The 14,228-nt window shown below is 40.8% G+C and carries 16 protein-coding genes; 1 reads left to right on the top strand and 15 read right to left on the bottom strand.

Annotated features, from left to right (window positions below; all coding sequences use genetic code 11):
- Positions 1–65 precede the first annotated feature (65 nt).
- The gene (locus ACOSV2_RS07475) at positions 66–935 is read left to right on the top strand and encodes a YitT family protein (RefSeq protein ID WP_428974600.1); all 870 of its coding nucleotides are present in this window, start codon (positions 66–68) and stop codon (positions 933–935) included.
- An 86-nt stretch (positions 936–1,021) separates the two neighbouring features.
- Here ACOSV2_RS07475 and ACOSV2_RS07480 read toward each other — a convergent pair whose 3' ends face one another.
- The 15 genes from ACOSV2_RS07480 to aroB form a co-directional block, all read right to left on the bottom strand.
- The gene (locus ACOSV2_RS07480; protein ID WP_428974601.1) at positions 1,022–1,702 is read right to left on the bottom strand and encodes a zinc metallopeptidase; all 681 of its coding nucleotides are present in this window, start codon (positions 1,700–1,702) and stop codon (positions 1,022–1,024) included.
- A 59-nt stretch (positions 1,703–1,761) separates the two neighbouring features.
- Complete coding sequence (gene ypjB, locus ACOSV2_RS07485) at positions 1,762–2,553, bottom strand: sporulation protein YpjB (RefSeq protein WP_428974602.1); 792 nt, start codon at positions 2,551–2,553, stop codon at positions 1,762–1,764.
- Positions 2,554–2,619: 66 nt separating this feature from the next.
- Positions 2,620–3,216, bottom strand: a complete 597-nt coding sequence (locus ACOSV2_RS07490; RefSeq protein WP_428974603.1) for a DUF1405 domain-containing protein — start codon at positions 3,214–3,216, stop codon at positions 2,620–2,622.
- Positions 3,217–3,279: 63 nt separating this feature from the next.
- Complete coding sequence (locus ACOSV2_RS07495; RefSeq protein WP_044336352.1) at positions 3,280–4,050, bottom strand: menaquinol-cytochrome c reductase cytochrome b/c subunit; 771 nt, start codon at positions 4,048–4,050, stop codon at positions 3,280–3,282.
- Between the two features lie 48 nt (positions 4,051–4,098).
- Positions 4,099–4,773, bottom strand: coding sequence for a menaquinol-cytochrome c reductase cytochrome b subunit (gene qcrB / locus ACOSV2_RS07500; protein ID WP_044336350.1), 675 nt, complete (start codon positions 4,771–4,773; stop codon positions 4,099–4,101).
- Positions 4,774–4,786: 13 nt separating this feature from the next.
- Positions 4,787–5,296: a QcrA and Rieske domain-containing protein gene (locus ACOSV2_RS07505; protein WP_044336348.1), complete on the bottom strand. Its 510-nt coding sequence runs from the start codon at positions 5,294–5,296 to the stop codon at positions 4,787–4,789.
- Positions 5,297–5,436: 140 nt separating this feature from the next.
- The gene (locus ACOSV2_RS07510) at positions 5,437–5,901 is read right to left on the bottom strand and encodes a YpiF family protein (protein WP_428974604.1); all 465 of its coding nucleotides are present in this window, start codon (positions 5,899–5,901) and stop codon (positions 5,437–5,439) included.
- A gap of 175 nt (positions 5,902–6,076) precedes the next feature.
- Positions 6,077–6,616 (bottom strand): ReoY family proteolytic degradation factor, encoded by a 540-nt coding sequence (locus ACOSV2_RS07515; RefSeq protein ID WP_044336344.1) that lies wholly within the window; start codon positions 6,614–6,616, stop codon positions 6,077–6,079.
- 137 nt (positions 6,617–6,753) lie between these two features.
- The gene (locus ACOSV2_RS07520) at positions 6,754–8,013 is read right to left on the bottom strand and encodes a tetratricopeptide repeat protein (RefSeq protein WP_428974605.1); all 1,260 of its coding nucleotides are present in this window, start codon (positions 8,011–8,013) and stop codon (positions 6,754–6,756) included.
- Between the two features lie 34 nt (positions 8,014–8,047).
- Positions 8,048–8,818 carry a hypothetical protein gene (locus ACOSV2_RS07525; protein ID WP_428974606.1) on the bottom strand — a complete coding sequence of 257 codons (771 nt, stop codon included), beginning with the start codon at positions 8,816–8,818 and terminating at the stop codon, positions 8,048–8,050.
- Positions 8,819–9,076: 258 nt separating this feature from the next.
- Positions 9,077–10,369: a 3-phosphoshikimate 1-carboxyvinyltransferase gene (gene aroA, locus ACOSV2_RS07530; protein WP_428974607.1), complete on the bottom strand. Its 1,293-nt coding sequence runs from the start codon at positions 10,367–10,369 to the stop codon at positions 9,077–9,079.
- 12 nt (positions 10,370–10,381) lie between these two features.
- Entirely contained in the window at positions 10,382–11,485 is a 1,104-nt protein-coding gene (locus ACOSV2_RS07535; protein ID WP_428974608.1) for a prephenate dehydrogenase, read from the bottom strand.
- 78 nt (positions 11,486–11,563) lie between these two features.
- The gene (gene hisC, locus ACOSV2_RS07540) at positions 11,564–12,664 is read right to left on the bottom strand and encodes a histidinol-phosphate transaminase (RefSeq protein ID WP_428974609.1); all 1,101 of its coding nucleotides are present in this window, start codon (positions 12,662–12,664) and stop codon (positions 11,564–11,566) included.
- A gap of 2 nt (positions 12,665–12,666) precedes the next feature.
- Positions 12,667–13,068, bottom strand: coding sequence for a chorismate mutase (gene aroH / locus ACOSV2_RS07545; RefSeq protein ID WP_428974610.1), 402 nt, complete (start codon positions 13,066–13,068; stop codon positions 12,667–12,669).
- A gap of 76 nt (positions 13,069–13,144) precedes the next feature.
- On the bottom strand, positions 13,145–14,227 hold the full coding sequence (gene aroB, locus ACOSV2_RS07550; protein WP_428974611.1) for a 3-dehydroquinate synthase: 1,083 nt from the start codon (positions 14,225–14,227) through the stop codon (positions 13,145–13,147).
- Position 14,228: the final 1 nt, after the last annotated feature.

Consider the following 14,228-nt stretch of genomic DNA (forward strand, 5'->3'; position numbering starts at 1 on the left):
TTTGTTTCTCTTCTTATATAATGTCTCTGTCAACGAGATAATACGAATAGAAGGAGGGAAGACACATGTTGGGATTACGTATAAAAAATATATTATTCATCCTGTTAGGGTCAGCTATCTTCGCATTTGGTCTTGTCCATTTTAATATCCAAAATAAATTGGCTGAAGGCGGGTTTACCGGTATAACACTCATCCTTTATTTTTTATTTGACATTGATCCGTCTTACTCCAACCTGGCCTTAAATATACCCCTATTTTTCTTAGGCTGGAAGCTTCTCGGAAAGAAAGCTTTTTATTATACTGTACTCGGAACCGTCAGTCTTTCGGTATTTCTATGGATTTTCCAAAGATATCAAATGACGATCAACCTGGAAGGCGATCTGTTTCTTGCTGCATTATTTGCAGGGGTTTTCATCGGGGTTGGACTCGGTATAATTTTCAGATATGGCGGTACGACAGGTGGTGTGGATATCATCGCCCGACTGGCCCATAAGTATGTAGGATGGAGCATGGGGAAAACGATGTTTATGTTTGACGCCGTCGTCATTGGAGCATCTCTCATCACGTACCTGGAATACAGGGAAGCCATGTATACTCTGGTCGCTGTATTCGTTGCGGCAAGGGTCATTGACTTTATGCAGGAAGGGGCATACTCAGCCAGGGGAGCTATGATCATTTCCGACAGCCATGAAGAAATCGCAAGTGTCATCAATGAAAAAATGGATCGGGGAGTAACCGTGTTAAGAGGGCATGGTTCGTTCACGAAACAAAACCGGGAAGTGCTCTACTGTGTGGTAGGGAAAAATGAAATCGTCCGCCTGAAAAATATTATCACAAGCGTCGATCCACACGCATTCGTCTCCGTCACCGTCGTGCATGACGTACTTGGCGAAGGATTTACGTTAGACGCAGATAAGAATCCTTTACATGACTAAAAGGTATTCAACCACCTACCTGCATCTTCATCAAACAAAAAGAAGCTGGACCCTAGTATTGAGTCCAGCTTCTTCTTTATTTAGAATCAATCGTCACCATTCATGCCAGTAAAGATTAATACAAGTCTAAGTAATTCAATAACCGCAACTGCAGCAGCAGCTACATATGTCATTGCCGCGGCGTTCAATACTTTACGTGCATGTCGTTCTTCTTCATTCTTGATCAGTCCAAGTGAAACGATTTGGTTCATAGCCCGGGAAGAAGCATTGAATTCTACAGGAAGAGTGATCAATTGGAACACGACCCCAGCTGCCATCAGAATGATACCCAGAAGGAACATCCCTGTCATTTGAGTGAACATCCCGATCAATAAGAAGATCCAGGACATATTAGAGCCTATGTTCGCTACTGGAACCAACGCATGACGGAATCGTAGAAATGCATAGCTTTCAGCATCTTGAATCGCATGGCCGACTTCATGGGCCGCCACAGCTGCTCCCGCTACAGAATGTCCGTGATAGTTATCCGGTGACAATGCAACCGTTTTGGTAATCGGGTTGTAATGGTCACTTAAGAACCCTCTGCCTTCCACGACCTTCACGTTGTGTAATCCATTATCGTCCAGAATCCTTCTAGCCATCTCCCTGCCAGTCAGACCTGAAGTGGTGGCTACTCTTGAATATTTCTTAAACGTACTCTTTACTCGCATTTGAGCTCCAATTGGAATCAGAGCAATGAGTAAAAAGTAAATTAAAAATCCTGCCATTATCGCAATAACCTCCAGATGTTTAGATACCTAAATTTTATAGTGCTAAAAGCGCGCTGTCAATTTTTTTGACGCTCTGACTTTTTCGCTTCCCCTTGTCCTTTATATTTTCTCCAACCTACATAAGATAATGTAGAGACAATGATACTGCCGGTTGATATGATCACCCACCAGAGGGAAGGATCTGCTTCATCCTCTTGTTTATTCTCAAACAGTTTCTCAAGGTCCGTTTCCAATGATGTTAACTCGCTCATTGTTTCGGTGCTTTCCAACACGTCTTGCCTATAATGATCTAAGTAAGAAATTCTTGCTTCCAGCGCTTGAGCCCGCTCTACCGGAATATCCAATTTGATACTTGGTTGAATAATATTATATTTCGATAAAAACAAATTCAATGTGGTATGGTATTCATCTACATTTCCATCTTCCGCTGCCGACTTCACTCCATTAAATGCTTCCATGATCGGGTCTTCCATTTCGACCCACAAAGGCTGATATTGACTGCTTAAAGCATCCATCACAAGGCGGAACTTTGTAACGGCGTTCACCTTCTGCTCCATGTCAGCAGACGTCTGATTGATACTCTCCACTGCCAGATTATGTGAGATGGTGAGAATTCTAAGCTCATCCATTGAAAAAGAGCGTTGGGCACTCAAAGACGCAAATTCATCAGAGAAATAAACCAGTAGATGTTTCGCTTCTTCATATCTTCCAGCCTTTGTCATTTGCAAGGCCTGGTCTGCAACTTCATCAAGCTCGTTCATCGGAGACGTCGACTCTACTGCATTTAATGGGTGAGGTATTAAAATGAGAAAAAAGAAAAGCGCGATAAAGAATTGGATAAATTTCATACTTGTCCCCCCTAAAACTTCTAGTAAAGTTTATGAAAGGGTGGACAAGAGTAGACCAAAAAAAGACTATGGTCTAAGTTGAATATCTAACCGTTTCGTTTTTTGCGTGAAGAAATAAGCGATAGCGATCGAGACAATACTTAACCAGAAAGTGAAGTATCCAATATGCTGTATGTACATAGACAAACTGGAGTAAACGGGAAACTGCATATATACGTAATCAATGATGTCATTGTGTACAGTCCATACGGCACCTATTACAATATGCCAAATCCTCACCCGGTAAAAGGAAGAATACAATATCCCTTGTATAGCCATTGCTCCATGTGACGCCATGAGCATATATCCCTCCCAAGGTAACTCACCGGAAACCCACAGTGTTAACAAATTCATAACCACGGCCCATATCCCATATTTAAACAACGTGATAATGGCTAACACTTCAAATAATGGCCAATTACGATTCAGTAAAAATGCTATGAGAACGAAACAGAAAAACAGACTGGCTGTCGGGCTGTCGGGAACAAACACTAAAAATTGCGAGGGAGTATTTCGTAGTTGTGAGATATACCATATATAACCGTATATTGTGCCAAACAAGTTTACAATGAGAAGCAACCACAGAAACGTTTTGTTCTTCAAGATGGACATGATCCAGAGCATTTATTTAATCCTCTCTTTCAAGTAGAAAAAAAGAGCCAACGTAAGCCGGCCCTTTTTCACTATTTATTCTTTTAAACCAGAGATGAATTCAGCCAGTTTGTCCAGCTCTTCGTCTGATCCTTTAAATAAACCTGCAGGCATACCTGGTGGTTTACCGTTTTTAGCAATATCCGCCACTTCTTCAGGTGAGAGGCCCGTTGCAACTAAAGAAGGTCCTGCTCCGCCTTGCAGATTTTCACCATGACAGTTAATACAACCGTTTTTCTGGTCTGCATAGATTTTATAGCCTTCAGATTCTTTATCAATATCCACTTCAGCTTGAATCTTACCTTGTTCCTTCGCTGCTTCCCAATCGTGAGTCACAACTGATTCCCAAGTCAAGAAATATGTTGCTGCAAGTGCCAGTAACATGAATCCTACCGCAAATGGACGTTTCGTTGGGCGACGTTCAGGTCCTACGTCGATAAATGGAGCAAGTAAAAGTGCTCCAAATGCGATCCCAGGAATAATGAATGCTCCAATAACATTATAAGGTCCAGATGCATATGTGTATTTAAGCAATTGGTATAAGAATAAGAAATACCAGTCAGGTAATGGAATATATCCAGTATCTGTTGGATCGGCAACACGCTCTAACGGTGATGGATGAGCAACCGTTAAACATAGATAACCGATTAGGAAAACAGCTCCAACTAACCATTCTTTTAGTAAGAAGTTTGGCCAGAAAGCTTCTGTTTTTCCAGGGAACTCCGAATAATCTTTAGGAATATTCGGCTTTCTGTCTGCAGGTACACGTGAGTCGCCTACAAACTTCATCCCTTTTCCTCGATGCATAGCGTCCCCCTCCTTCTAATTTAAGGTTTATTAATTTATGTTCGTATCTTATAGTGGTCCTGAAATACCTTGCTTACGGATCATCAGGAAGTGAGCTCCCATTAGTCCAAGCAATGCTGCAGGCAGGAAGAATACATGGATAGCGAAGAATCTCGTTAGTGTTTGTGCACCAATGATAGAAGAATCTCCAGCGAGTAAGATCTTCACTTGCTCACCAATAAATGGTGTTGCAGCTGCGATTTCAATACCAACCTTCGTAGCGAATAGCGCTTTCATATCCCACGGTAATAAGTAACCAGTGAAACCAAGTCCTAACATTACGAAGAAAATAAGTACTCCAACAACCCAGTTCAGTTCACGAGGTTTTTTGTATGCACCTTGGAAGAAGACACGTAGTGTATGTAAGAACATCATTACGATAACCAAACTAGCTCCCCAGTGATGCATTCCACGGACAATTTGTCCAAATGCAACTTCATTTTGCAGGTAATACACAGATTCCCAAGCGTTTTTAATATCTGGAACATAGTACATTGTCAGAAACATTCCAGATAAAATTTGAATTACAGTAACGAAGAATGTCAATCCACCAAAGCAGTAAACGAACGCTGAAAAGTGATGCGCCGGGTTTACATGTTCAGGTACTTCGTGATCCGCAATATCGCGCCACAAAGGCGTAATGTCCAAACGCTCGTCAACCCAATCATAGATTTTGTTCAGCACAGATTACGCCCCCTTACTTAACATATTTATTTGGTTCAGGTTGTCCAAGGTATAAAATACCGTCTTTTTCTTTTGTTGGATATACATCCAACGGTGCTGTCGGTGGTGTACCAGGAACATTTTTCCCGTTTTTCTCATACAGACCACCATGACAAGGGCAATAGAACTTGTTTGGGTTACTCTTGTCGCCCGCCCAGTTAACTGTACATCCAAGATGCTTACATACTGGTGAAAGAGCAACAACATTCCCCTCTTTGTTCTTATAAACCCATGCAGTTTGTGTTACTTCTGATGTGTACCACGCATCTTTTTGTTCATAAGAGAAATCGACACGTACTGGTTCATTTGTTAATTCTGAAACTTTTTGCTTTGTCGCTTTAAATTCTCCAGCAGCTGAAGTTTTTAATACTGGATCTACAGCAAATCGAACCATCGGCATTAACATTCCTGCCGCCATGAAACCGCCTACACCCGTAAGTGTATAGTTAAGGAATTGACGTCTAGATACACGATGTTTGCTCATCCTTTTCCCCCCTCTATCGTAAGGTAAGTCCATCGGACATATTTCGCACAAATATAAAACTAGGACATAACTATGATATATTAAACTCTATACAAGGTCAATAACTCTCTATTCTAAATGATGGACACAATGTGAAGTTTTTATGAATTTTTTTGCCATTTTTGTACAATCACATTTAAGAGCTGCTTCACTTGATCTTCCATTATCGAATGTTTGTACTGTTCATCTAAATGTTCAAGCGGTATGGAGGGTACCCAAATCAAGCGGTCATTCAATTCCTCCTCTACCTTTTTCCACTCGCTGTCCGACGTAAGGAAGAACGTATGTTTCACTCCACCCGCACTTAATTCCCCGGCCCACTGGGTTAATCTTGAAACCTCACTCTCTCTTGAAGTAGACATAGAATACGTAAATGGAGGGGTCATGATCATTCTACCCTTAAATTGTCTTTCAAGGTGAAAGGTTAGCAGTGAGATGAATTCCGACTGTGCTGCGGACACTTTGATATCCTTCCCGAAATCAACAGGAACAATCGGAATGACAGCTGTATCTATGTATTCTTTTTCAGATTCAAAGACTTCAATATCTTTTACGTTCCAATTCATTTAAAACCCTCGTTTCTTCTTTCATTTTCCACTTCCCATCATATCACTTTATAACACTCGTTTAAAAGCGATTTCACTTTTTACAATAGTATGCTCTATAAACCTTCTCCCTATTTATCTCAACCGGCAAAAAAAGCTCGAATGAAGAGATGTACCTCTCTCTTCATTCGAGCTTTTAGCTTAAGCTATTTAATTCTTTGGTTAATTTCTTGAAGGATTTTTCATCACCGGTATCTAGAGCCTGATCAATGGCCTTTAGCAATCGATCACGTTGAAAGGTTTGGAGACTGTCTTTGAGGAATTGTTCTGCAACAATCCTGTCTTTTTCATTAATCAATAAATACTTCGGCATAAACGGGTTTTCTTCAAGTACTGCTGCAAATTGATAACTTGAATTTGCCTTACTGAAGTTCAATTGAATATAAATATCTTCGTCTTTATTTAAACGAATGTCGTGAAATGACTTCTCCGCATCAGTTGTCATGATATTCTCTTTATAGAATCGGAATGGCACATCCTCAACACAATGCGTGGACATCACAAGACCTCTTGGACAGTACTGAGATTCTTCAACAAAATGAACTTTTTTCATTAATTGGTCATGACTCATCAGGTAATTCAGTATCCACACACATTCTCTTCTTTTTAATTGATATCGGTTTAAAAACCAGCGAATAAATTCTTTCTTCTCGTTGACAGAAACAGGGGTGGTCATGGTTTTCCCTCCTCTGCAGAATCCTTTTTAGTTTAGGTCCGTTTTCCTTTTGACATACAGTTTAAAAACGTTAGCAACTCTAAGGTGCTCCCAAGTGTTCACACACCAGTCAAATCCCTTTGTACCACCGGCGTCGTTTAGTCTTGTAATCTTTCAATCAAGTCCTGCCACTCGTCATTTGAAGGATCCATTTCAACCAGGTGTTTATATACTTCTACTGCTTCACCCCTGAGTCCTTCTTCTACTAAAAATTGTCCGTACTCTAGTAAAAACTCTTGATGATTCTTAAAATAAGTATATGCAATACGGTATTGTTTTAATGCATGATTAAATTGTTCAAGCCCCTCATAGGCCTTTGCAAGATCCCAGTTGATTTGGGGCTCTTCTTCCCCTTCAACTGTAAGCATCTGGGCGATCTCCAATACATCGTCAAATCGATCTTGCGTAAAGAACAATTTATTTATGACTAAAGCTGCTTCAACATAACCTGGATCTAAGGCTAAAGCTTCTCTGAAAAATGCCTCTGCATCTTTTTCTAACCCAAGCTTTAAAGAAATTTTCCCACCAAACAAATTGAGCTCCTTGTTGTATTCATCCTGTTTTACGCCCTCTTGAATGGTTTCCAGGCTTTCCTGCAGCTTTCCTTCATGTTCATAGGACCTCGCTAATAATAAATACACGGAATGATATTCCGGATCCAGCTCTTTAACCGAAACAAGCTTTTCAATGGCTTTCTCATAGAATCCAGCCTGATATGCAGTGACGGCATACCCGAACAGTGTATTGATTTCCAGGTGATCCTGAAGAGCCTTTTCGTAATGTGTCAATGCTTCTTCAAAGGCCCCTCCTACACTATAAGCTTCGGCTAACCTTTGATGAACATTGGTTCCACCCAGCTCAGTGGTGCCTCTCTGAATAAGGGCATGATAATGCCTTATCGCTTCCAGGAACCTGCCTGTCTCAGAGTATAATTCCCCCAGGCCGAAATCAATGACAGGCTCATCGGGTAATAACTTCTTCGCTTGTAAAAGCTTCTGTTCACTAACTTCAAATAAACCCTGCATTTGATACAGATCTGCCAAAAGAAGCAAAGCTCTTGGATAGATCGGGTCTTCTTCATCCAATTCTGCGAGTTTATCTATCGCTTCTTCTTCATTATCCATCTCCACCAGCACTTCTGCGAGCTCGATCAGGAGTTCTCCCTCTCCTGGATAATATTCCAGCAGATTTTCATACAACTCTTTTGCTTCTTCGAGAAACCCTAAATGGTGTAATTCTTCCGCCAGACCGAATTTCTCTTCATGACTTCCAAACTTCAATGCTTGCTTATATTGTTTCTTTGCTTCGTCCAATTTCCCTTCTTCTAATGAAGATAACATTTGTTCAGCGTATGACATGGTCAATCCCTTTCTATAAAAAAGCTAATAGTCATTAAATAAAGTACCCCGGTGTTTGGATGACTAGTTCTTCACCAGCACCAGGAAAATAATAGCCTCTATTATTTAAGTAATAACATTTTCCTTTATTCATTGTACATTTTAGCACATGATGATCAGTTTTAAATGCCTGGGGCTCAGCACCCGTCTTACCTTCGACATTCATATAGAGGTTATAACTTATTTCTCCACCAACCAAAAAATTTCCTCTAAGGGGATATATTCCAATTTTCTTCAGTTCTTCTAATCTCATAGGTTCATTTTGCGGGATTTCATTTGAAAGATGAGGAATTTTCTCGTTTTCCATCGTATTTTGCCATATTTTAAGATGCTTTATTTTTGTTTTTTTGTCTATGTTTGTCGTAAAAAAAGGGACAAAAGTAATAGGGTAATCATATAAACATCCTTTGATCCATCCCCAGCGAATTTCCTTGAATGATTCTAATTCGTCTATGTTAATCCAGACAACGGGGACTTTATGTCTTTTACATGAACGAATGACTGCAGGGGTAATAAGATTTCCGGATGTTTTCAACCCAAGCGTGTAGTCAATCGGACTGTTTAGCATGGAGGTCTTTCGTTCATTCAATTTTTCCAGAAACTCATATCCGTACGTTATATTAAATGCCGTCAGAACTGTAGTACAACCTTTATGAATAAATTCATTTAGATAATAATTTTTGATCGAAAGAAAATCAGCCCCTTGAGGCACCTCTAAATCACACATTACATGTCCGGGAGTCATCATGAAAGAAGAAACATCCATTCTCATGTACCGATAATAAGAAAACCTGTCCCTTATGGCCGATATTTTATCGTCTTTAACGAGTAAAGAAGTTTGAGTGATCTTGGAATCTTTAACCCAATTCGCGTTTTCAATAATATACGTACTCAAATCGCCATCACCTTCCTTTATAGACAAGCTATGAAAGAAGGGATGAAATCATGCTATGCAATCATATAAAAGGAGAGGTGCAAGGACTAAACGAAAGTCCTTGCACCTCCCAAAAGGAATTCATGTATATTATTTCTTTAACAACTTGTTTATATGCTCAAAGAAAGTTGGATATGATATGTTCACTGCATCCGCACCTTCAAGAATAACGTCAGAATTTGTTATTAAAGAAGCTACAGCCAGAGTCATTCCAATCCGATGATCTCCCCAGGAATGGACCTCCCCACCGTGTAATGGCGTTTTGCCTTCGATGATCATGCCGTCCTCAGTGCCTTGAATGTCAGCACCTAGGTTTCCAAGCTCTTGAACAATGGCATCGATTCGATTTGTTTCCTTAACCTTTAACTCCTGTGCATCCTTAATTATCGTCTTTCCCTTTGCCTGGGAAGCTAACAAGGCGATAACAGGTATCTCATCAATTAAAGATGGAATCAGGTCTCCATCAATTTCAATTCCCGTAAGATCTGAAGATTCCACCAGGATGTCCCCTATCGGTTCTCCAGTTTTTGAACTCTCCATTATTTCTATGGATGCCCCCATCTTCTTCATCACTTCAACAATCCCCACACGGGTTTCATTAAGACCGACATTTTTCAGGAGCACTCTACTATTCGGCACAATAGCAGCGGCTACCATAAAGAAGGCTGCTGAGGAAATATCCCCGGGAACATAAACTTCAGTTCCTTTTAACACCTGACCGCCCTTTACCTTGATTGTATCTCCATGCCTTTCAATATGGCCACCAAATTCGATAATCATTTTTTCTGTATGGTTTCTTGTTTTTTCAGGTTCTTGAATTTCAGTTGTACCTTCGGCCTGGAGCCCTGCCAACAAGAGTGCTGACTTCACCTGTGCACTCGCTACAGGCAGCGTGTATTTAATCCCTTTAAGGTCACCCCCGCGGATTGATAAAGGAGTATAGTTGCCTTCTGAACGACCGTCTATTTTAGTCCCGAACTTTTTTAATGGTTCTGTCACTCTTTTCATTGGGCGTTTCGCGATCGAGTCATCTCCAATAAGGATTGAATGAAAAGGTCTCCCTGCCAATATCCCCATAATAAGACGAGTAGTGGTACCTGAATTACCCACATTCAGAATGTCCTGTGGTTCTGATAAATGATCCCAACCTTCACCTGAAACAATCACTTCCTCATCTGTTACTCTGATATCGACGCCTAACTTACGGAAGCACTCAATCGTGCTTAAACAATCCTCTCCCATAAGAAAATTATGTATAACGGTTTTCCCTTCCGCAACTGAACCAAACATAACAGCCCGGTGTGAAATAGATTTATCCCCAGGAACATTGAGTTCCCCATTAAGACCTTTTTGGGGATTCATTAATTTCTTTTTTCCTTCCATCCTTATCACCCTTTACCCTAAGAATAATTCATAACCCGTATTTTCTTTTAAGCAGTGTAAAGCCCTTTCTCTATCTTCAAGTGTTTGAAAGCTGATGACTAATACTCCGTAAATATCTTCTCTCGTTTCCAGGATTCTTATGTTTGTTAAACTTATGTTTTCACCGGCAAGGTAAGCAGTAACCTCAGAAATCACCCCTGGATAATCAGGAACATCAACAAATAAGTCATAGAACGAAGGAATGGCCCCTTTTTCCTGGATGGGAAGATCATCCCTAAACATTTTCGCTTCTGTGAAGTAATCAAAGATTCCCTGTGAGTCCTTCTCTTCAATAATGGTGATGACTTCATCCATCTCTGTTTTCCACTGTTTGAGAAGTGAAAGCAGAACCGCTCTGTTCTGAAGCGTGATATCCTTCCACATCGTCGGGTTAGAAGAGGCAATCCGCGTGATATCACGGAAACCTCCAGCAGCGAGCCTCCGCAAATAAGGGTGCTGTACAGATGACTCTTTCGCTTGATGAACAAGAGATGCCGCTACAATATGTGGAAAATGACTGATCGTACCCGTTAATTCATCATGCTCCCTGGGTTCTACAATCAGAAACTTGGCATGCGTTCCTTTCAACCATTCTTGAAGTTCTTCTATTTTTTCACCAGTAGCGCCAGAACCTGGAGTCAGCATATAGAAGGCATTTTCAAATAAGATTTTTTTAGCTGCTGCTACACCGCTTTTATGAGAACCTGCCATTGGGTGTCCACCAATGAACTGAATTCCTTTAGCAGTCAGTTCTTCGGAGCACTTCATAATTTGTTCTTTTGTGCTCCCCGTGTCGGTAATGATCACTGTTTCTTTTAAAGCGAAAGATTGAAACTGCGCTATGATCTTTTCCGTTTGAAAAACTGGTGTAGAAATGATGATGAGATCCGCGCTTTCGGCAGCAGACTGTAAAGATAGTGACATTTCATCGATAATTCCCAGTGATCTTGCCAACCTCAACTCTTTATGATTCACATCATGTCCAATGATTTTAGCATCGGGGTGTTCGCTCTTTATACAGAGTGCTAATGAGCCTCCGATTAATCCCATCCCAATGACCAATACCGTCCCTTTCATGCTTGTCCCCCTAAGTTGATTTGAAAAAAAGTCGGAAAGGGCTCAAAATACTAAGCCGTTCCGACCATCCATTCCTTTTCACACTTGATTTTGAAGGTCTAAAAATTCCTTCATTCTCTCAATAACCTCTTCATTTTGTTCATGAGAGCCGACCGTTACCCTCACAGAATGAGGATATCCCAGGGCCTCTCCGGACCGTACAATGAATCCCTTACTCATTAAGAATTGAAACACATCATCACCGCTTACACCGAAATCGATTAACACGAAGTTTGCTTGTGATGGAATATAATTCAGCCCGTTTTCCTCGCAGAACTGGTAATACTGCTCCAGTCCTTTGCGATTTTGCTCCCTGCATTCTCTAATAAACTCCTGGTCCAGAACGGCTGCGGATGCGGCTCCCTGACCTAAAGCATTATTATTAAACGGTTCACGGATCGGCTCTAACTTCCCAATTACATCTTCATTCGCAATTCCGAATCCTACTCGAAAGCCGGCTAATCCGTAAGCCTTTGAGAAAGTGCGCGTTATCAATAATTGTGGGTACGATTTTAATAATTCCAATGAATCATAGTAATCCCCGGCCACAACATATTCATAATAGGCTTCATCCAATACGACTAGTACGTGTGCAGGAACCGCATCCAGGAAGGAGATGATCTCTTCACTGCGAATATATTCCCCTGTAGGATTATTTGGTGAACAGAGCCAAACGACTGAGGTCGTTGCATCAATTTCAGCAAGCATTTTGGTTAACTGATGTCTACCGGCTGAATCAAGGGGAACTTCTCTTATCTCCGCTCCTTCAACAATGGCATTGTGCTTATATTGAGGGAAAGTCGGCGTAGCCATAACCGTGCTCTTATCACCATCTAATAATGCTCTTGAAATCATCTGAATCACTTCATCCGAGCCATTTCCGAAAAGTAACTGTCCAGGTTCAACAGATAGCTGCTCTGCCACCTTCATTCGCAATTCCTTCGCATAGCCGTCGGGATAAATCGCATGCGAAACAGCGTTCGTCTTGAGAAATGTTTCAACGTTCTTTGAACATCCAAATGGATTTTCATTCGAAGCAAGCTTCACTACTTTCTCGAGATTGAATAGTTCTTTCACATCATCCATCGTTTTCCCGGGCTGGTATGCTTTAAGATTTTGAATCTGAGATCTCCACTTCATGCTTACCTTCCTTTCAGGTCGTTTTCATTTGAAATAGGCGGGGTATCTTTCAAGTCAGGACGCAGGCTGACTGCATTTTTCATATAAATATGTTGGATGTCTTTCTGAGGTGTAGATGTATTTAAATGAATCATCACTCTAATACAATATGGCAATGCATCAGGGACGTCCAACTCCTGCATACACATGACAGGAACATATTTCCACTCTTCAAACCTTCTTAATGCTTTTGCCGGAAATACACTCCCAATGTCACTGGTGGCAGAAATAAACACAGATGCAACATCCTCTGCCATAATATTATTATGTAAAATCATTTCCTTTAAGAGACTTTCAGTTGAAAGGAGAATTTCCTTATCATTATCACAATCCGCTGTAGTGGCGCCTCGAACTCCCCTGATCATTCTTCCACTCCCTTTTCTCCTGTTATTAAACACTCTCTTTTTGTACTTGCGGGTTTTTATTAATCCAGAGTACGTTTTACAACTGGCGGATAAACTCATCTGCCCGTCTTAAACCCTCTACAGATACCTTCACCATTAACGGCTCGCCAATATCCTTCAATAACACAAAAACAGGATGTCCATATTGGGATTTCTTATCATGTCTCATTTCCTCATATAATGTTTCAAATGTGATATGAGATGGAATGTTTAGATTGTAGCCAAGTGTAGTGACCCATTTGATAAATTCATGTAGATTAAATGAAAGTTCGCAGTACTGTTCACTAAGATACAGAGCAAAGATCATCCCGATCATTACCGATTCACCATGTGTGCGACTACCGTATCCGCTGGCACTTTCAACAGCGTGCCCATACGTATGTCCAAAGTTTAAAAAAGCTCGAATATTCGACTCTCTTTCGTCTTTTGAAACAATATCCCCTTTTACACGTATCCCTTTCATTAGGCAATCCGTTAAAAATTGCTTATCCATTTTTTCCGGAGAATGGAACGAATGCATTAATTCTTGTAAAAAGGATCGATCGGATAAGAAAGCATGCTTGATCACTTCTGAAAATCCTGATAGCACTTCAGTTCCAGGCAAAGTTGAAAAATAATCTAAATCAAAAAACACACCTTCAGGCTGATAAAACTGCCCTACCATGTTTTTGCCAAGGGGATGGTTAATCGCTACCTTCCCTCCAACAGCACTATCATGAGCGAGAATCGTTGTCGGGACACCTATGAAGGGGATCCCCCTCATATAGGTGGAGGCGACGAAACCAGCGAGATCTCCGATGGCTCCGCCTCCGAATGCTATCACCAGGGATCCGCGATCGACATGATTTGAAAGACCGTGGGTGATGGCATCCTCATAAATAGCGAAGCTTTTGGCGTGTTCTCCTTTAGGAGCCAGATAAGTCGTTACGTCAAATGATTCACTTAAAATTTCTGAGAAAGCTGTTCCATGAAGGTTGAAGACCTCTTTATCCGCAATGATCCACAATTTAGATACTTTCGGGAAGGTCTTCTTTATAAAAGAAACAATTTCATTCGTCATTTCCACTCCAATTTTCACATCATACGTTTTGGAAGCAGTTTGAATGGTTACCTGTTTCATT

The sequence above is a fragment of the Rossellomorea sp. DUT-2 genome, from assembly GCF_052665285.1.